The sequence below is a fragment of the Algibacillus agarilyticus genome, from assembly GCF_003286125.1.
Taxonomy (GTDB): Bacteria; Pseudomonadota; Gammaproteobacteria; order Enterobacterales; family Alteromonadaceae; genus Algibacillus; species Algibacillus agarilyticus.
Map to the genome: position 1 here is coordinate 61,558 of NZ_QMED01000020.1, position 19,660 is coordinate 81,217.

General features: G+C 37.6%; 14 protein-coding genes. 6 read left to right on the top strand and 8 right to left on the bottom strand.

Annotation, left to right across the window (positions count from 1 at the left end; all coding sequences use genetic code 11):
* Nucleotides 1-151: 151 nt before the first annotated feature.
* Together DPX34_RS15000 and DPX34_RS15005 are read right to left on the bottom strand one after the other, a co-directional pair.
* A complete protein-coding gene (locus DPX34_RS15000) occupies nt 152-1,177 on the bottom strand; it encodes a Kelch repeat-containing protein (protein WP_198673717.1) in 1,026 nt (341 codons plus the stop codon).
* Between the two features lie 334 nt (nt 1,178-1,511).
* Nucleotides 1,512-2,255, bottom strand: coding sequence for a 3-keto-disaccharide hydrolase (locus tag DPX34_RS15005; protein WP_111979295.1), 744 nt, complete (start codon nt 2,253-2,255; stop codon nt 1,512-1,514).
* 298 nt (nt 2,256-2,553) lie between these two features.
* On the opposite strand from DPX34_RS15005, the gene DPX34_RS15010 reads away from it, so the two are divergent.
* The 4 genes from DPX34_RS15010 to DPX34_RS15025 all read left to right on the top strand — a co-directional run bounded on the left by DPX34_RS15010 (nt 2,554) and on the right by DPX34_RS15025 (nt 9,903).
* Nucleotides 2,554-7,401, top strand: a complete 4,848-nt coding sequence (locus DPX34_RS15010; RefSeq protein WP_111979268.1) for an NAD-glutamate dehydrogenase — start codon at nt 2,554-2,556, stop codon at nt 7,399-7,401.
* Nucleotides 7,402-7,549: 148 nt separating this feature from the next.
* Nucleotides 7,550-8,557: a quinone-dependent dihydroorotate dehydrogenase gene (pyrD, locus tag DPX34_RS15015; protein WP_111979269.1), complete on the top strand. Its 1,008-nt coding sequence runs from the start codon at nt 7,550-7,552 to the stop codon at nt 8,555-8,557.
* 57 nt (nt 8,558-8,614) lie between these two features.
* Nucleotides 8,615-9,151, top strand: a complete 537-nt coding sequence (locus DPX34_RS15020) for a cell division protein ZapC domain-containing protein (protein WP_111979270.1) — start codon at nt 8,615-8,617, stop codon at nt 9,149-9,151.
* Nucleotides 9,148-9,903, top strand: a complete 756-nt coding sequence (locus DPX34_RS15025; RefSeq protein ID WP_111979271.1) for a Nif3-like dinuclear metal center hexameric protein — start codon at nt 9,148-9,150, stop codon at nt 9,901-9,903. The genes DPX34_RS15020 and DPX34_RS15025 overlap by 4 nt, the downstream gene beginning before the upstream one ends.
* Here the strand turns inward: DPX34_RS15025 and DPX34_RS15030 are convergent, their stop codons facing one another.
* From DPX34_RS15030 to uspE, 4 genes are all read right to left on the bottom strand, one after another.
* Nucleotides 9,904-11,541, bottom strand: coding sequence for a tetratricopeptide repeat-containing response regulator (locus DPX34_RS15030; protein ID WP_111979272.1), 1,638 nt, complete (start codon nt 11,539-11,541; stop codon nt 9,904-9,906).
* Between the two features lie 35 nt (nt 11,542-11,576).
* Nucleotides 11,577-12,092 (bottom strand): disulfide bond formation protein DsbB, encoded by a 516-nt coding sequence (gene dsbB, locus DPX34_RS15035; RefSeq protein WP_157964743.1) that lies wholly within the window; start codon nt 12,090-12,092, stop codon nt 11,577-11,579.
* Nucleotides 12,093-12,167: 75 nt separating this feature from the next.
* A complete protein-coding gene (nhaB, locus tag DPX34_RS15040) occupies nt 12,168-13,754 on the bottom strand; it encodes a sodium/proton antiporter NhaB (protein ID WP_111979274.1) in 1,587 nt (528 codons plus the stop codon).
* A gap of 138 nt (nt 13,755-13,892) precedes the next feature.
* The gene (uspE, locus tag DPX34_RS15045) at nt 13,893-14,822 is read right to left on the bottom strand and encodes a universal stress protein UspE (RefSeq protein ID WP_111979275.1); all 930 of its coding nucleotides are present in this window, start codon (nt 14,820-14,822) and stop codon (nt 13,893-13,895) included.
* Between the two features lie 136 nt (nt 14,823-14,958).
* On the opposite strand from uspE, the gene DPX34_RS15050 reads away from it, so the two are divergent.
* Together DPX34_RS15050 and parC are read left to right on the top strand one after the other, a co-directional pair.
* Complete coding sequence (locus DPX34_RS15050) at nt 14,959-15,690, top strand: outer membrane protein OmpK (RefSeq protein ID WP_111979276.1); 732 nt, start codon at nt 14,959-14,961, stop codon at nt 15,688-15,690.
* A 218-nt stretch (nt 15,691-15,908) separates the two neighbouring features.
* Nucleotides 15,909-18,191 carry a DNA topoisomerase IV subunit A gene (gene parC / locus DPX34_RS15055; RefSeq protein ID WP_111979277.1) on the top strand — a complete coding sequence of 761 codons (2,283 nt, stop codon included), beginning with the start codon at nt 15,909-15,911 and terminating at the stop codon, nt 18,189-18,191.
* A 213-nt stretch (nt 18,192-18,404) separates the two neighbouring features.
* Here the strand turns inward: parC and DPX34_RS15060 are convergent, their stop codons facing one another.
* Both DPX34_RS15060 and DPX34_RS15065 read right to left on the bottom strand, forming a co-directional pair.
* Nucleotides 18,405-18,815, bottom strand: coding sequence for an IS66 family transposase (locus tag DPX34_RS15060; protein WP_198673718.1), 411 nt, complete (start codon nt 18,813-18,815; stop codon nt 18,405-18,407).
* 3 nt (nt 18,816-18,818) lie between these two features.
* Complete coding sequence (locus tag DPX34_RS15065; RefSeq protein WP_111979278.1) at nt 18,819-19,580, bottom strand: IS5 family transposase; 762 nt, start codon at nt 19,578-19,580, stop codon at nt 18,819-18,821.
* Nucleotides 19,581-19,660 lie beyond the last annotated feature (80 nt).

Sequence of the window (19,660 nt, forward strand, 5' to 3'; positions counted from 1 at the left end):
TGGGCACTTATTATTATGGATTGGTATTAATAATGAAAAAAGGGGATTAAAAATAACAAAGCCCGCAGGTAGCGGGCTTCAAGTTGGTAAGGTCACTTATTATTTAATTGGGTTATTGTATCGTTTTCTTTCATAGTTTGTTTTGCTTAATTTATAATTCAAATACTTCAGTAGAAGAAAGCTCTGGAGAACCGCCTCGATTAGCGCAACCACTAGCAGTATAAAGCTTTTCGTTAACAACAACTAAACCAGTACCATGGCGACCTTGTATTAAAGAAGGGCCTATCATCCATTCTTCATTATTTAAATTAAGGATCTCCATTTGGGCATGTGCTTTAATGTTTGCACCTGACTCTCCGCCCGTTACGATCAAATTGTTTTTGAATACGGCAACAGAATGACCCGCTCGACCCGTAGGTAGTTGAGCTTCAAGTGTTGACCAGGTTTTATCTTCAAAGTCGTAAACATCAACATGTTTTTCGACTAATTCAAATAATTCACCCGTTCTAAATGACGTTCGACGTCCACCTACCGCGTATAATTTATTTTTATGAACGGCTGTTTGAAAGTGGTCTCGTACATAAGGAGCGTCTTCTAATACTGTCCAAGTGTCTGTTGCTGGATCATATTCATCGAACCAATTTACGGTTCCTCCATTGTGCCCGTCCGTTATTCCCGCGGTTATATAAATTTTATTATTATACACACTAACACCTGCGGCACCGCGTCGGCGATTTTCAGGAATAGTCGCACCTTGCGTCCATTCGTTGCTCCTCGGATCATATATTAATACATGATCTATTGGCTTTTCATTGGGAAATTGACCGGTTAATGCTCCAATAACATAGATTTTATTATCAAATTCTACGGGCTGAAAATGATGTATTTCAATGGGTGATGGACTTAAAGAACGCCAATGTTCTGCATGAATATTGAGCTCATCAACTGGTTTGATCCCTCGGCCACCGAGTAGGTAAATACGATCGTAAATGGCGACTAATCCGGCTTCGTGTCTTTTCGTTATCTTGCCAGAAGGACGATATTGCTGCCATGTACTGTCGCTATTAATACCGTTTAAACTGCAGCCACTCATCAAAACCAGTGACAGACTAACTAATAATGTTGGGATTATGGTTAGATTAATATTTGCTTTTAATTTGTGTTTAAATTTTATCATTGGGGACCTTAATTTATTTTTTGTCATTATATAAATTCACATTTAAATCAGGTTTATGTTTATTTATGTGTCCGTTAATTATTTTGCGGCTTTTTAACCTTTATTTTATTTAACAACTTAAAGTTAATGTTTTTAACATTATTTGTAAATGCTTTGTTTGGATTGATAAGGAATTAAGCACAATATGAATAAGCAATGAGATTGAGACACATTGCTTTCATAAGATAAAATAAGAGGACGATAGAAGCATTTGGTTTTCTTTTTGTGTGTCAATTGAAAACCAAATTCTGTGTTTAAATTGAATGGGCGTTCAATTATTTATCATTAAGCCTGTTTATAATTGACGAACCCAAATGTTGCGGTAACTGACTTTAGAGCCGTGATCTTGCAAATGTATTGGCCCACATTCATAGGCAGATGGATATTCAGGTAAACCACGATACCGAGTGCTTCCCTGGATTTCTGTATGATTTTGTATTAACACACCATTATGTAATACCGTTACATGGGCTTTTTGGGTTAATTGGCCTTGGCTATCGTATTTAGGTGCGGTAAATATAATGTCGTAGGTTTGCCATTCTAGCGGTGGGCGACTGGCATTAACCAGTGGGGCACTTTGCTTATAAATAGATCCTGCCTGACCATTAGAATAAGTTCGATTCTGATAAGAGTTTAAAACTTGTATTTCGTATCTACCTTGCAAAAAAATACCACTATTACCCAAATGTTGGCCTGATTTATTGGGGTCTATAGTCGGAGAACGCCACTCAATATGCAGTTGCATATCGCAAAATTGTTGCTTTGTTTTAATACCCTTAGTGCCAGGTTTTATAGTAAAAGCATTACCCACAATTGGCCATTGTACTTCAGTGCCATCTCCATGTTGCCATTCACTTAGATTTTGCCCATTAAAAAGTGAGATAGCGTCAGAAGGCACATTATTAAAAGTGCTGACGACTTGCGGTTCTGGCTCCCATATTTCGGTTTTTTTGGGATCAGGTAATGCTTGGTTATTAGCACACGCAATATGCGTGATTGATAAACTTAATACAAAGGTAACGAGTTGTGGTGTATTCATAAATAAAATTTTTATTAATTTATTAACAAATAATAACGATTGTTTACACACGAAGTCAATATTTAAATATAAACTAATAGAGTTATATATGAGGTTGCATATCTATAAACGCTTGCTTAAATTAATAAGTTAAATAAAAAAATAAATTCATTCATATAAGTTAATGTATTTTAGGGTAAATATTATATTTTTGTTAAGTTTTAAGCTATAAATACTAAATAGTTTATTTGTATAAAAAGCCTAATAAATTTAGACGTTTAGCAAATTATTTACCGGATATTATTTTAAGGTTGTATTTATGAGTACTGTTGGTAACAAGCCTTCAATTATTTTAGACAATGTCGAAAAGTTAATATTAGACAAAGTTGATGCTGAATATGCACAACAAGTGATAAATTTTTCTCGTGTTTTATTTCGTAACCTAGCACAAGATGATTTGGTTAATCGAAATGATAGTGATTTATATGGCGCCGCCTTAAGCTTATGGAACACTCTTAATGCGCATCAATCGTTATCAACTACGATCAGAGTTTATAACCCAGAGCTTGCTGAAAACGGCTGGGAGTCGACTTATACTATTGTTGAAATAATAACTAAAGACGTACCTTTTTTAGTTGACTCTGTTCGTATGGGCTTAACACGACTCGGCGTTACCGCACATTGGTTATTACACAACCCGCTAAAATTGAAACGTGACAAAAGTGGCAAAATTAGTGATCTAGAAGCCAAAACATCAAAAGAAACAGACAATACGACCGTGTTTTTTATTGAAATTGATCGATTGTCAGATCCTGATGCCATTGATTCTATCACGACTGAACTAAAACAAGTTATCAGTGAAGTCTTACTCGCGGTCAATGATTGGCAGCCAATGAAAGACCAACTGGCGAATGTAATTAAATCGCTTAACAAATATCCTAAAGTGATTGCTAAGCAGGCCCTTGACGAAGCGAGTGTATTTTTAAATTGGTTAGCGGATCATAAATTTACCTTAATGGGCTACCGTGAATACGAATTATCGGCCGTTTCGGGAGATCACGTATTAAAACAAGTTAACAAATCTAGCTTAGGCCTGATGAAAGGCTCGGTCAGCAAAAAAAGTCGCCGTTTGAGTTCTTTACCCGCTTCAGCTCGAGATTTTGCGTTAAATAAAGAAGTCTTAATTCTTACAAAAACCAATCAAGCTTCACGTGTTCATCGTCCGGCTTATCATGATTATATCGGTATTAAAATATTCAATGATGTGGGAGAGGTCATCGGTGAGCATCGATTTATTGGTTTGTTTTCATCTGATTTCTATAATAGCAGTGCCATCGATATTCCATTGATTAATGCTAAATTAAATCGCGTTATGGCCAATACCGGTTTAGACATGACGACCCACGCTTATAAAGCGGTTCTGAATATTTTAGAAACTTATCCACGCGATGAATTGTTACAAGCCTCAGAAAGAGAATTACAAAGTATTGCAATTGGTATTTTCCAAATGCAAGAGCGTGGTGTATCTAAGCTCTTTATTCGAAAAGATATACACGGACGTTTCTTTTCATGTATGGCCTATGTGCCAAGAGAGCGTTACAACACCCAATTAAGAAAAGACACTCAACAACTTTTACAAGCCAGTTTAAATAGCCAAGACGAAGTTGAATTTACAACCTTTTTTTCGGAGTCGGCATTAGCTCGAACACATTATCTTGTTCGAGTTGATAACAATAATATTGAAATCAACGTAAAAGATATACAAGACAATATGAAAGAATTAGCTAAGACTTGGGAAGATAAATTAGACCAAACGCTATTAGGTAACTTTAGCCAAGAACGCGGGAAAGCATTATTTCGAAAATATGAAAATGCATTTTCTCGAAGCTACAAAGAAAATATCTTGCCGACGACGGCGGTTGTCGATATTGCAAAGTTAGAAGCGCTATCGGACGAACGTCGCCTTGGTATGATTTTTTATCGTCCACAAGAAGAGCAGTTAGATTCACGCCGAGTTAAATTGAAGCTTTTTCATCGAGATGAACCGTTACATCTTTCTGATGTTTTACCGATGCTTGAGAACTTTGGTTTAAAAGTTGTTGATGAAAGACCTTACCAAATTAAAAGTCAAGATGGGCATGTTTTCTGGATCCTTGATTTCTCTATGTTGCTCACCAGTGATAAAGAACTCGATCTTGATAAATCACGTTTAAATTTTCAAACAGCCTTTGAGCAAGTTTGGTACGGCCACCTTGAAAATGACGGCTTTAATAGGCTTGTGTTAGGGGCTGATTTAACCGGAAGACAAGTTGCTATATTGCGGGCTTACGCTAAGTATAATAGACAAATTGGCACGAGCTTTAGTCAAACTTACGTTGAAGGTACATTGGCTAATTACCCTGCTATTGCTGAATTATTAATTCAACTTTTTGAGTATAAATTTAACCCTGCTGTTTATGATTCAGACAGCTCGATTATCACCACTTTATCTAGTGATCTCGAAGCCAAGCTTGATCATGTTGCAAATTTAGATGATGACCGGATCATTCGAAAATATAATGAAATGATTTTGGCGACCTTACGCACTAATTATTATCAAAAAGACGCACAACAAGACGAAAAACCTTATATCAGTTTTAAAATTGAGCCAGCCAAAATATCTGAAATGCCACGGCCATTACCAAAATTCGAAATATTTGTTTATTCACCCCGAGTCGAAGGCGTTCATTTACGGGGAGGTAAAGTGGCACGTGGCGGATTACGTTGGTCAGATCGTCGTGAAGATTTTAGAACAGAAGTCCTCGGATTAGTAAAAGCTCAACAAGTAAAAAATACCGTTATTGTACCGGTTGGCGCCAAAGGCGGTTTTGTATGTAAACAGTTGCCGACAACCGGTGGTCGTGATGCTTTTTTTGAAGAAGGTCAAACGTGTTATAAAACCTTTATCCGGGGGTTACTTGATATAACTGACAACATTTTGCAAGGGGAAATTGTTCCACCAACTGAGGTTATTCGTCATGATGAAGATGACCCTTATTTAGTTGTTGCTGCTGATAAAGGCACGGCGACATTTTCTGATATTGCGAACGGGATATCAGAAGAGTACAACTTCTGGATGGGGGATGCATTCGCTTCAGGTGGTAGTGTCGGTTACGACCATAAAAAAATGGGTATTACGGCACGAGGGGCTTGGGAATCGGTTAAACGTCACTTTAGAGAAATGGGCATTAACTGCCAAACAACAGAATTTAGTTGTATTGGTGTGGGTGATATGTCGGGTGATGTTTTTGGCAATGGCATGTTGTTGTCTGAAAAAACATTATTGTTAGCGGGCTTTAATCATTTACATATTTTTATTGACCCAACGCCTGACGCTGCAAAATCGTATGCTGAGCGTCAACGTTTATTTAACTTACCACGGTCTGGTTGGAATGATTATAACTTGGATTTGATTTCTAAAGGGGGAGGGATTTTTGAAAGGTCAGCTAAATCAATTAAATTAACGCCTGAAATTCAAAAAATGTTGCAGACCGATGTAACGTCAATGCCACCTAATGAGTTAATTAAATCGTTATTGAAAGCACCTGTCGATTTATTCTGGAATGGCGGTATTGGTACCTACTTAAAAGGTAAAAAAGAGTCTCATTTAGATGTAGGCGATCGAGCTAATGATGGTGTTCGTATTAATGGGGATGAATTTAAAGCTAAAATCATAGGTGAGGGCGGAAACTTAGGTTGCACGCAATTAGGTCGTATTGAGTACGCGCAAGCAGGTGGCCGTATTGACACTGATTTTATCGATAATGTGGGTGGTGTTGATTGCTCCGATAATGAAGTTAATATCAAAATACTATTAAATACCTTGGTCGCTGCAGGTGATATGACATTAAAACAACGTAATGCGTTGTTATATAGCATGACAGACGAAGTTGCAGAGATCGTATTAGAAGATTGCTACCGTCAAACGCATTCTATTTCGATTACGCAGTTAAAAGCCGTTGCTCATTTAAAAGAACATGTTCGTTTTATTCACGGGCTTGAGAAACAAGGCTATTTAGATCGAGGTTTAGAGTATTTACCCAGTGATGATGAAATGGCCGATCGTCAAGCTAATAGCAAAGGGTTATCCCGTCCTGAATTATCGGTGTTAATTTCATACGGTAAAATGGTACTCAAAGAGCAATTGCTCACCGACGAAATTACCAATAATACGTTTATTGCACAGGAATTAATTGGTTATTTCCCTAAGCCTTTGCAAGCCAAGTATCGTGATGCGATGCAAGCGCATCCTTTACGTGCCGAAATTATTGCGACCCAAGCGGCTAACCGGGTTGTAAACGATATGGGACTAAACTTTGTTCATCGTATGCAAGAAGAGACAGGGACAACCCCTGCAGAAATTATTATTTGTTATACCATCGCACGTGAAATTTTTGATATGCCGAATATATGGTCGCAATTAGAAAAACTCGACAATCAAATTCCTTCAATTGTGCAAACTGAGGTGTTATTTCAAATAAGACGCACCATACGGCATGCGACTCGATGGTTTTTAAGACACCGCAATCTTAATATGTCGATTGAAGAATCAATCGCATTTTTTAAACCTGTTTATGAAACGGTTAATGCTAATTTACCAAAGTATATGGTCAGTAAAGAGCATAAAGCGCTATTAGAATCAGAACAGGTTTTAATTAGAGAGGGTATAGATAAAACATTAGCTTGCCAGATTGCGCGATTTAGTAATTTATTCTCGGTTATGGATATTGCTCAAGTGGCAGATGAGACCAATAAAGATGTGGATATAGTCGCTGATGTTTATTATAAGCTTGGAGACAAAATGGATTTACATTGGTTCTTAGAGCAAATTACGGCTCAACCGGTGACTAACCACTGGCAAGCATTAGCAAGAGCCGCATTTAGAGAAGAATTAGATTGGCAGCAGCGTTCATTAACGGCGGTTATTTTACGTTATTGTGCCGATCAAACCGAAGCGCCAGCCATGCTTGATATTTGGGCGAAAGAGCATAAACAAGTGTTAGGTCGATGGCGTCAGATGTTAGCCGACTTTAGAACAACTAAAAGTCATGAATTTGCTAAGTTCTCGGTTGCGCTGCGTGAACTTATGTTACTGAGTCATCATTGTGATGCTAAAGGCATGAATTAATGGGAATCAGAGGAATGTAGTCAATTTAAGCTCGAACTTTTAAGTTACTCACGGTAAACTTAATATATGGTAATCAAATTATTAATTTGATTGAATAAATTACTAAAAAAACCTCACAGAGTGAGGTTTTTTTATGAGAGTCTATTTCATGTATAAGCTTTTACGTTCTATTTTATTTACCCAAGATGCCGAAAAATCACACGAATTATCTATTCATGCTTTAAAAGCAATGGGTGGAACGGCCTTTGACTTATTATACCAACAAAATGTTGCCCATAAACCGGTTGAATGTTTTGGTCTACAATTCAAAAACCCAGTTGGTTTAGCGGCTGGTTTAGATAAAAATGGCGAATGTATTGATGCTTTTGCCGCGATGGGCTTTGGTTTTATCGAAGTCGGTACGGTAACCCCTAGACCACAAGTCGGTAACGATAAGCCTCGTATTTTTAGATTACCAGAAGCCCATGGCATTATTAATCGCATGGGTTTTAATAATCAGGGTGTTGATCAGTTGGTTAAAAATGTTAAAGCCGCAAAATATAATGGTATTTTAGGTATTAACATTGGTAAAAATAAAGACACACCAGAAGAAAACGCCAAAGACGATTATTTACATTGCCTTGATAAAGTTTATGAGCATGCTGATTATGTAACCGTCAATATTTCATCACCTAATACGCCAGGTTTACGTAATCTTCAATATGGCGATGCACTCGATTCATTATTGGGGGCGATTAAAGAAAGACAGTATGCGCTGGGGCAAGAAGTGGGTAAACATGTGCCTATTTTAGTTAAAATTGCCCCGGATATGTCAGATGAAGAAACACAACAAGTTGCAGAAACTTTACTCAAAAATGAAATCGAAGGGGTTATAGCCACTAATACGACCCTCGCAAGAGATCGCGTTTCACACTTAAAATTTGGTAATGAAATGGGGGGCTTAAGTGGTGTGCCGGTTCGACAACAAAGTACACATATTGTGTCGGTATTAAAAGCATCACTTAAAGGTCAAATACCTATCGTTGGTGTCGGTGGAATAAATAGTGCTGAATCAGCGCAAGAAAAAATAGAGGCTGGTGCTGAATTAGTTCAGGTGTATACCGGCTTTATTTACCGAGGTCCTAAACTCGTAAAAGAGATTGTTGCTGCACTTTAAATACAAACCTTAGATTTTGCTAAGGTTATCAAATCATAAAAACAGGGTAATACTGCTATGTTACGACCAAATGCAGAATGGTATTGGTTTTTTGATGAAGAACAAGGAAAGCTGTGCACGGATATGGGGGACATGGTTTTTGTCTCTCCTTATAGTAAAAGGCACATTGTATTTACTGACGCTAAAGTCATGCTTTCGATTGATGATCTAAATTTGTATACGCATTTTTATAATGCACTTGAAGACGCATTAGCGCTCCCTGAACCCTTATGTGTTCAAATGGCTTTAAATGCGTTAGCCCTTAAGAAATTTAATAAACCTTCTGGCCCTAAAAGTTGGTTTTTTGAAGTCGATGGTGGGGTGCCGCCAGGGGATTTAGATCATATCGTTTGTTTACAGTCTATTGAGCAACAAGGTATTTTTTTGATTGTTGATAAATGGCAAGAAACGAGTGTTGTCATGTTACTTAGTGAAACCATGCAATTAAATGGTGGTAAAAAAATAAAACAATTTGAGTCGCTCAATGTATTAAACGATCGATTAAGTCTGTTTTTATTGCCTGAAGTTCAACAAGAAAACTACAAAATATCATGAATAATTACAAATTAGAAACCTATCTAAACACCTTATTATCCGCTAAGAAGATCAAAGATTATTGCCCTAACGGTTTACAAATTGAAGGCAAAACCGAAGTTAAAAAAATAATTACGGGTGTCACCGCATCAATGGAGTTGATTGAAAAAGCAATAGACTATAAAGCCGATGCCTTATTAGTGCACCATGGTTATTTTTGGAAAGGGGAAAATGAAAAAGTTATCGGCATGAAGCGTAATCGCTTTAAAGCCTTACTCAGTCATGATATTAATTTATATGCTTACCATTTACCGCTTGATGTTCACCCGACACTGGGTAACAACGCACAATTAGCGCAATTATTAAATTTAGACATTATTGATGGATTAAGTGCAGGTGATCCGCTTAGTATTGGTAATATAGCCACTACTAAAGCACCTATTTCAGCCGCCGATTTTGCTAAATTAGTGAGCGATAAATTAAACCGTCAGGTTTTACTTGAAGCCGCCGGGCCTGAATATGTTAACCGTATTGGCTTATGTACGGGCGGTGCACAAGATTACATCGAGCAAGCTCATGCGCGCGATGCCGACCTTTATATCACCGGTGAAGTTAGTGAACGCACAATTCACTCGGCAAGAGAGCTAGGAATTCATTTTATCAGTGCTGGCCATCATGCAACTGAGCGTTATGGTGCTAAAGCTTTAGGCGAGTATTTGATTACCGAACTTGGACTTGATGTTACGTTTGTTGATATTGATAATCCGGCTTAATCAAGCTTGTTCTTTTAAGCTTTTTTGATTTGCTTTACTAACCAGTATTTCGAAACGTCGTGTTTGTGTGTCATCCAAATTACCCGCGGTTAAAATATCGATGCATTTTGCATAATTGTCTTCATGATGGTCTTTAAATCCGTATTTTAATTTTTGATCAACAAGCACTTGCAAAAAGTTTAACGCAATTCGTGTATTTTTAGGCATTAAACGTAAAGCATCTTTAAACGTTTGGATCGCGGGTTCGTACTGATTCTTTTTATAAAAGCTAACCGCCATATTATTTAATTCACGCGGTGAATATGGGATTTCTTTTCGCTCTTTTACTTCTTGCGCTAAAAATTGAGACATGACTTTTTGATTGATCGGGTTACCTAAATCCGCTTCACCAATATGCTCTAAAATATCAATGGCAGCCTCTTTATGGCCGAGTTCATGAAACGCCTTAGCTTTATCTATATCATCTTCAATATTCTGCGAGGCAGAGTTGCCATAAAGCACAGTATGAATTAATTGTTGTGCGGTTGCTTGTTCATTTTTTAAATAGTGGATCCGTGCTTTTACCACATTGATTTTTTCTTTTGCTAGGGCAGAGTTAGGAAATTCTTTTTTAATATCGTCAATGTAGCGTTCTGATAATCGTAAGATGGCGGTTGATTCTTCTTCTGACAGCGTAAGAGCATAATCGACACCGGCACGCGCAACGGTTAAATATAAATCAGGCGAGTCGTGTATAGAACGTTTACCAAATTTAGCCATGCTTTTAGCGGTTTCAAACTGGGCATTGTGGTCATGTATTAAGCGAGCAATATTTAACACATTTCGATGACGGTCAATATTTCTGGGTGAAAGCTCAGAGGCTTGTTGGAAATCAAGGTAAGCGGCCTCAAAATTATCTTTACTTAAGTGATATTGACCAAGCAAATCGAGTGCCGCAAGTTTGCTCTCTGCCCGTGTCACTAAGCTTGCTAATATTTGCTCTGCTTCATTATCTTTATTTTGTGCTAATAATGCTTTTACTAAGCCGATTGATGCCCACGCAAAACGATACTTTTCAAGCAAGCCGCTGTAGTACATTTCAGCTTCATAAAATGATTCAGTTGCTAATAATGCGTCACCTTTAATTCGGACTAAAAACGGCGCTAGTTTAGCTAACTTGGGGTTTTCTAAATGTTTATCGATTAAATCGATAGCTCTACGGTATTTTTTATTTTCTAACGCAAAATAAACGGTGTTTAATTTCTCTTTACGACTTAAAACCCGTTCTAAGCGTATTTTCAACTCTTTTGGTGTGAAGGGTTTAACTAAAAAATCATCCGGTTGTAGTTCAATAACACTATTAACTAATTCGGGGCTGGTTTCGGCACTCACAAAAATAAAAGTCGTGGTTAATTTTATGTAATTTTTAACTTTCATTTCTTCAAATAAATGAAAGCCATCACGATCACGACTTAAATTAAATGAGCAAAGAATGATACTAAACTCCTGCTCTTCACAAAGGTGGATGGCGTGTTTAGCACTTTCTGCTATTTTAATGTGCTTAAAGCCTAATGACTCTAATGATTTCTTTAAGAAATTTTGCGCTAATGCTTGATCATCAATGATCAATACGTCTGAATTTGCATGGTCGATGTTCATTAAACTAACAAAACCCTTCTAATAGTCTAACTTAATCATAGCGTTCTAAATTGATATAAGCGATTAATTATCACGATTAAAAAGCTTAAAGTATACATAGAATATATTACAACCATCCATTCAGGCATTGATAATGAAAACATTTCCCAATTAACATCTCCACAACTGCCTCGCACTTCAAATAAATCAGGAAACCAAATATGTATTTGAAACCATTCGGGGAAATTAGGGATTGCCTCACAGATCGCGAAAATTGATAATGTATTTCGTTGTACTTCTATATGTTCAAACGCAATAATAAATGCACTGATAAGGCTTAAAACAAAGATGCCATAAGCCAATAGCCTAACCAGTAACTTGTTTGGCGCGATTAATCCAATCAACCCCGCTAAAATAAATCCAAAAACCGCTACACGTGTGTATATACATTTAACACAAGGTTCATAACCTAACACGTATTGAAAATAAAGCGCTGCGCCTTCTAAAAACAAAGCGCTGATAAACAATATCAACCAAAGCGGTCGTTTATCGACGTTTAAAATAGATAACATAATCTTCCTTATACAAAAACGCCGTGTCATGCACGGCGTTTAATATTCTAAACCTAACTATATGTGACTATAACATTAATGATGACCACTTGTTTCAGCTTCTGAACCCGGTACATGATGACTAATCAATTCCATATCATAAAGCATTTGAGTCATGTCTGGTAAAAGATACCAAGTTGCAGCTAAACCCACAAGAGATAAGACAATGGTGTAGGGTAAAGCCATTAATACCATCCGACCGTATGATAAACGAATTAACGGTGCTAAAGCACTTGTTAATAAGAATAAAAACGCAGCTTGGCCGTTAGGCGTCGCAACACTCGGTAAGTTTGTGCCGGTATTAATAGAAACGGCTAATAAATCAAACTGGTCGCGTGTAATTTGGCCAGCATTTAAAGCCGCTTTTACTTCAGTAATATAAACACTACCAACAAATACATTATCGCTGACCATTGAAAGCAAACCATTCGCAATGTAGAACATAACAAGTTGCATTTTACCTTCGAAGCTTAATACCCAATCGATTACGGGAAGGAATAGCTTTTGTTCAATAATAACGGCAACAATGGCAAAAAAGACACAAAGTAATGCTGTAAACGGTAGCGCTTCTTCGAAAGCTTTACCTAGTGCATGTTCTTCAGTTACACCACAAAAACTAGTCGCTAATATAATAATAGATAAACCGATTAATCCAACCGAGGCCATATGTGTGGCAAGGCCAATGACTAACCAAACTGCAATTAAGGCTTGAGCAATAAGCATAGCTCGATCGCGGTTATTCCTTTTTTTATCTTCGTGACGATCGTAATCACTTAAAATTTGATGTACTGCCGCGGGTAATTTAGCGCCATAACCTAAAATTCCCATTTTTTCTACCGCAACACAAGTTATGATACCTGCAAAAAATACAGGGATAGTGACAGGCGCCATTCTAATAGCAAACTCAGAGAATCCCCAGCTTGCTTTAGCCGCGATGATCAGGTTTTGTGGTTCACCGACCATTGTCATCACACCGCCTAAGGCTGTACCTACACCAGCATGCATCATTAAGCTTCTTAAAAAGGCTCTGAAATCTTCAAGTTCAGTACGAGTGAGTGATTCAAAATGTTCATCTTCACCATGGTTATGTTCAGTTTCGTGGAATGACTTACCTGATGCCACTTTATGATAAATAGAATAAAAACCCACTGCGACACTAATAATAACGGCTATAACCGTTAACGCATCAAGGAAAGCGGATAAAAAAGCACAACTAACACAAAATGCGAGTGAGAGAATAGTTTTGGACTTGATTTTGGTTATTAATTTAGTAAACGAGAGAAGCAGTAGTTTTTTTAAAAAGTAGATACCTGCAACCATAAATACCAGTAATAGAATAACTTCTATATTCTCTTGTATTTCATGTAAAACCAGATCAGGCGTTGTCATGCCAATGGCGATGGCTTCTAAAGCAAGTAATCCACCCGGTTGAAGTGGGTAACATTTTAACGCCATTGCTAACGTAAAAATAAATTCTAAAATTAATATCCAACCCGCTGTATAAGGGTCGATTGAAAAGATAATAGGGTTAATGGCTAGAAAAGCAATAATTGCTAATTTGTACCAAACAGGTGAGTGTCCAAGAAAATTCTTGAAAAGGGCAGATGCCATAGTTTGTTGCATAATGGTTGTATTTGTCTCAGTTCAATTTGTCATTGTATTTAAATGTGTTGTTAATTAATTTAACAGTTCATTCAATAGCTTCATATTAACGGACATTATAAACTAAATAGATACTGAGAATCATTAAAATGTAAGCACTTAAATTGATATAGGACAAATAAAACCTTCGGGTTTAACGGCCAGTACATCGCAATTTAATGCGTCTAATACTTGTTCTGCTGTATTACCGATAATAGCGGCAGACAAACCTGTTCGGCCAATCGTACCTAAAACGACGAGTTCCGCATCTATTTCTTCTGCAATTTCTGGTACAACCGATTCGGGTAGGCCTTCTCGAATCAGGCAATCCTCTGTTGGAATATCAAATTGGTTAGCATAGGTATGCACTCCCTCTATATGTAATGATTTTACCGATGTTAAATAAGTATGAGGTTCAAAATTAGGGATCTCGATACCTAAATTAACAGGCACACTCGGAAACGCATTAACAAGAATGGTTTTTGAATGTAAACAGTTAGCGATATCCCGAGCCGTTTTAATTATTTTATGGTTTAAAGATTGATGATATGACTGATCACTGCTGGCGTTGATAGCGGCAATTACACGGCTATGGTTTGGCCACGCGTGTTCTTTGACCAATAAAACAGCCGAAGGACATTTACGCAATAAATTCCAATCGGTGGGGGTGAAAATAACGGATTGAATAAGTGGGTGTTGATGAGTTGATTTAATGACGAGATCATAATTATTTGTTAATACTTTTTCTATAATTGCTTGGTAGGGGCTGTTATGCCAAATAACCTCGCCGTGTAGCTGACTAATCAAGTGAGATTGTTGTTCAAGCAAGTTATCTAACCATATTTTACTATTTTTTATAACGGCTTGTTGCATTAACGTGCGTTCATCCTGCGATAACATCGTCGTCATTTCGTATGAAAAATCATAAATTGTCATTAATGCGCTAACAGATGCACCTGTTTTATTGGCTAATTCGATGGCGCGCGCTAATGCTTTTTGCTCATCTTGCATAGGGTCAATTACGACTAATATTTTACTAAATGACGACATGTTTGATCACCTTAATTAAATAAACGATCTACCTATATTTTAGTCTATTTTTGATAAAGCATAAGAAAAAATACACTTTTAACAACAAAGAACTAAAGTAATTAATGAATAAATAAATAACGACTGAGAAACTTTTATGCAAATAAAAAATTTACTGATTTTCATAGGGTTAATTACCTTACCTTTAACGTTGACGGCGAAACCGCTATGGCAGGAGGCTAGAATTACCTATTTAAAGGGATCAAATTATTTAGTGGGAGATGCTAAAAGGCAGGTTATTACCGTTGAACATGCGATGTCGACAACCTGGGGTGACAGTTTTTTCTTTTTAGATCATATGCGAACAGAAAACAATAATAACAGCAATTACGCAGAATGGTCACCCAGAATCAGTTTATGCAAAGTAGAAGCGGTTTGTTTAAATGAGAAAGGGTTTTTATCTGAACTTTTTTTCGCGAGTACAATTGAAATGTCTAGTCAATCGACACATTTATTGTATGGTGTCGGGGCTAATTTTAAGGTGCCTTATTTTACCTTTTTCCAATTGAATGCTTATAAACGAAATAATGAAGCGCTTGAAAATAATTGGCAATTAACTGCAAGTTGGCTGTTACCCTTTAGCTTATTTGGACAAAACTTCGTTTATGATGGATTTATCGATTATTATGACAAAACAGCAGACCAATCTTTAAGTCGCAATTTTACATCTCAATTAAAGTGGCGTGTAACTGAGCTTCTCAATTTGCAAGACCCTGTGTATTTGGGTTTTGAATATGTACGATGGAAAAACAAATTTGGTATTGAATCTAGTCCGCTATTTAATACCAATGAATCCAATATAAATGTTTTATTCAAATGGCATTTTTAAACAACAAAACAATTTAGCTATTGTCCTTCAAAAATGATGAGGCATCTGATTAAAAACACATCTAAATTTGGCATTAGTTTATTAAATGGGTGTATAAAAAGCCCTTAGCTCTTCACAAAAGACTGCAAACTTGTTTTAATCCGTTTTTAAATAGCACTTTATAATGTGCTATTCGTCATATTTCGCTTCATCTATACAATAAAAAAGATAATTACACTATGTCAGATACTTTAGATATTAATCTTTCAAATGTTGAACAGCTTCCACTCAGAAAATTCACTGAAGATGCTTATTTAAACTATTCAATGTACGTGATCATGGATCGCGCACTTCCTCATATAACAGATGGTTTAAAACCTGTTCAGCGACGAATTATCTATGCGATGTCTGAATTAGGCTTATCTGCAGCCGCTAAATATAAAAAATCAGCCAGAACGGTTGGTGATGTATTGGGTAAGTTTCATCCACACGGTGATTCAGCATGTTATGAAGCTATGGTATTAATGGCTCAGCCTTTCTCTTATCGATACCCATTAGTTGATGGCCAAGGTAACTGGGGGGCACCCGATGATCCTAAATCATTTGCCGCTATGCGGTATACCGAAGCTAAATTATCTAAATTTGCTGATGTTTTATTAGGTGAATTGGGTCAAGGTACGGTGAATTGGGGGCCAAATTTTGATGGCACAATGAAAGAGCCATTAAACTTGCCTGCAAGGTTACCGCATATACTTTTAAATGGGGTTACCGGCATCGCTGTCGGTATGGCTACAGATATTCCACCCCATAATGTAAAAGAAACAGCAGAAGCCGCTAAATATTTATTAGATCACCCTAATGCGGGTATTGATAAAATAATGGACTTTGTTCCTGGCCCTGATTACCCAACGGAAGCTGAAATAATAACACCCAAAAATGATATTAAGCGGATATATACAACAGGCCGTGGTTCTATCAAAATGCGGGCGGTGTATGAAGAAGATCAAGGTGAAATTGTTATCACGGCTTTACCGCATCAAACATCAGGCGGTAAAATTCTTGAACAAATAGCAAGCCAAATGCAAGCTAAAAAATTGCCTATGGTGTCTGATTTACGTGATGAATCAGATCATGAAAACCCAGTTAGGTTAGTAGTTGTACTGCGTTCAAACCGAATAGATGTCGAACAAACCATGCAACATTTATTTGCTACTACCGACTTAGAGCGAAGCTATCGCGTCAATTTAAATATGATAGGGTTAGATGGACGCCCTAAAGTAAAAGGCTTAACCACCATTTTAAATGAATGGTTAACGTTTAGACGCGATACCGTGACTAGACGTTTACAATACCGTTTAGATAAAGTTTTAGCGCGTTTACATATTTTAGAAGGTTTATTAGTTGCCTTTTTAAATATTGATGAAGTCATTCATATTATTCGCACTGAAGAAAAGCCTAAAATTGTATTAATGGAACGATTTGAGATAACCGACACACAAGCTGAAGCTATTCTCGAATTAAAACTACGTCACTTGGCAAAACTTGAAGAAGTTAAAATACGCGGTGAACAAGCAGAATTGGAAGCGGAGCGTGATGCATTAGAAAAAATCTTAGGCTCAGATAGCGAACTAAAAAAACTTATTAAACGAGAAATAACCGAAGACGCGAAAAAATTCGGTGATCCTCGACGCTCACCTATGATCGAGCGCGGTGAATCAAAAGCGCTCAGTGAAAAAGATTTAGTGCCGAGCGAAGCCGTTACAGTTATTTTATCTGACAAAGGGTGGGGACGTTGTGCAAAAGGTCATGATGTAGATGCCGCAACACTAAGTTATAAAGCAGGAGATGGCTATTTAGCCTCAGCTAAAGGGCGTTCAAATCAACCCTCTGTGTTTATCGATTCTTCGGGGCGAGCTTTTTCAACAGAAACGCACACGTTGCCATCGGCTAGGAGCCAAGGTGAACCATTAACAGGTCGTTTTAATATGGGTGCGGGTGAAAAATTTGAGCATGCTTTGCTCTCATCTAATGAAGATAAATATTTAATGGTTTCGGATGCGGGTTACGGTTTTGTTACTGAATTTAGCAGTTTAATCAGTAAAAATAAGGCGGGTAAAGCGGTTTTAACCTTGCCGACTAATGCCAATGTATTGGCACCGATAAAGTTACCTGAGCAAACTGACTTGTTTGTTGTTGCAATAAGTAACGAAGGCCGTATGTTAGTGTTCCCAATTCAAGATTTACCCACATTAGCAAAGGGCAAAGGTAATAAAATAATTAGCATTAGTGCTGAGCGGGCGCGTAACAGAGAAGAATTTGTTAAGCACATTAATATTTTGTCAGCAGATAATGCCATTGTATTAGTTGCAGGCAAGCGACAAATGACACTCAAACCTAAAGATTGGGAACATTACAAAGGTGAACGAGGAAGACGAGGTAATAAACTACCAAGAGGGCTGCAACGAGTCGATGAGATGTTGATCGATCACGATATAGTAAGCCACGAATCAGATTTAGATTAGTAACAAAGCCCCCCCCTGAATTAGCCTCATTTTTTGTTGTTTTTTTTAAATGAGGTTATCTCTTTATGACTCACTATTTTATTCAACGATTATCTCATCAATTTTAAATCAAAAAAAAAGCCATAGAAATCTATGGCTAAAATCAACACAATAATAAAAGGAACATGTTTAAAACAACGCAATAATAGTAAGCGCTCAATGAACATACGTCCCCTAAGCACCTTGATCTAGATTTTTAAACTTCCAGGGGAGTAAGGCTTCTATTTTTTCGACCGTATCAGCGTAAGGTAAGGCTTTAAAAATTGCATTCAAGTAAGCGTAAGGCTCTAAACCATTAAGCTTAGCCGTTTCAATTAAACTGTAATGAATGGCGCTGGCTTGGGCGCCCGCGGGCGTATCGGCAAATAACCAAGCCCGGCGCCCAACACAAAACGGACGAACCGCATTTTCGGCAAGGATATTACTGATATTGAGTCGCCCATCCGTGCAGTAAACCTGCAATTTGTCCCACTGATTGTTTAAATAAGTTAATGCCTTGCCGGTTAAACTGTCTTTTGGCACTTTCGGTGTGGTTTGCGCTGCCCACTTTTTGAGTTTCTCTAGAGGGTGTTGATCTTTGCTCATATTTTAATCGCAATGCATTGGCAGCCACATCATCATGAAAGCTAGGGATACCACGCTGTGATAATTCCTAGCTAACTTGTCGTATCGAGTGGCTACCGCTCTATATTTCTTAATTTTCATAAATGCGTTTTCAACCAGATGACGGTATTTGTATAAGCACCAGTCCATATCTGCATTACCCACCTTATTGGTGCTTCGTCTTGGGATATAAGCAGTGGCTCCTCGCGCCTCAACGGCGTCGCGTAATGATTGGCCATCATAGCCTTTATCTCCAATAACACAGGTCGTCACTGGCACATGCTTAATTAAACTTTGTGCATGAACGATGTCATTGACTTGTCCTCCTGAGAGTTCGAAATAAATCGGCAATCCGCCACTATCCACCGCAAGATGGATTTTGGTTGAGTTACCCCCTCGACTTTTGCCGATAGCTTCTGCATCCTCACTGGCTGCACCGCTGCTGTCTTGATGCGCCTTGACAATACTGCCATCAATAAACAACCAGTCTGTATCAATCTCTGTCGCTAAAACTCGGAACAGCTTGTCCAGCACGCCTTTTTTTGACCACAAATTGAAACGTCTGAAGACGCTACTCCAGTCTCCGAATTCATTTGGCAAATCTCGCCACGGAATACCAGTCCGCATTCGATACAAAATACCTTCAAGCGTGTTTCTATGCTCGTACTTGTTGTAAACCCGGCCACTTTCCCTGAGTATTTGTTTTAGCTTTTTCCATGCATTGTCTGATAACATTGTTCTTGGCATAGCAACGTCCGTTCTCGGTGGTATGTTGATTTTTGGCGAAACTATTATACCTTGTTGCTATGTCTCCGCTCATTTTTTGT

What these genes read in the sequence shown, in the direction of transcription:
- DPX34_RS15000 (WP_198673717.1), bottom strand. Translation starts at nt 1,177, where the DNA reads ATGATAAAATTTAAACACAAATTAAAAGCAAATATTAATCTAACCATA.
- DPX34_RS15005 (WP_111979295.1), bottom strand. Translation starts at nt 2,255, where the DNA reads ATGAATACACCACAACTCGTTACCTTTGTATTAAGTTTATCAATCACG.
- DPX34_RS15010 (WP_111979268.1), top strand. Translation starts at nt 2,554, where the DNA reads ATGAGTACTGTTGGTAACAAGCCTTCAATTATTTTAGACAATGTCGAA.
- pyrD (WP_111979269.1), top strand. Translation starts at nt 7,550, where the DNA reads ATGTATAAGCTTTTACGTTCTATTTTATTTACCCAAGATGCCGAAAAA.
- DPX34_RS15020 (WP_111979270.1), top strand. Translation starts at nt 8,615, where the DNA reads ATGTTACGACCAAATGCAGAATGGTATTGGTTTTTTGATGAAGAACAA.
- DPX34_RS15025 (WP_111979271.1), top strand. Translation starts at nt 9,148, where the DNA reads ATGAATAATTACAAATTAGAAACCTATCTAAACACCTTATTATCCGCT.
- DPX34_RS15030 (WP_111979272.1), bottom strand. Translation starts at nt 11,541, where the DNA reads ATGAACATCGACCATGCAAATTCAGACGTATTGATCATTGATGATCAA.
- dsbB (WP_157964743.1), bottom strand. Translation starts at nt 12,092, where the DNA reads ATGTTATCTATTTTAAACGTCGATAAACGACCGCTTTGGTTGATATTG.
- nhaB (WP_111979274.1), bottom strand. Translation starts at nt 13,754, where the DNA reads ATGCAACAAACTATGGCATCTGCCCTTTTCAAGAATTTTCTTGGACAC.
- uspE (WP_111979275.1), bottom strand. Translation starts at nt 14,822, where the DNA reads ATGTCGTCATTTAGTAAAATATTAGTCGTAATTGACCCTATGCAAGAT.
- DPX34_RS15050 (WP_111979276.1), top strand. Translation starts at nt 14,959, where the DNA reads ATGCAAATAAAAAATTTACTGATTTTCATAGGGTTAATTACCTTACCT.
- parC (WP_111979277.1), top strand. Translation starts at nt 15,909, where the DNA reads ATGTCAGATACTTTAGATATTAATCTTTCAAATGTTGAACAGCTTCCA.
- DPX34_RS15060 (WP_198673718.1), bottom strand. Translation starts at nt 18,815, where the DNA reads ATGAGCAAAGATCAACACCCTCTAGAGAAACTCAAAAAGTGGGCAGCG.
- DPX34_RS15065 (WP_111979278.1), bottom strand. Translation starts at nt 19,580, where the DNA reads ATGCCAAGAACAATGTTATCAGACAATGCATGGAAAAAGCTAAAACAA.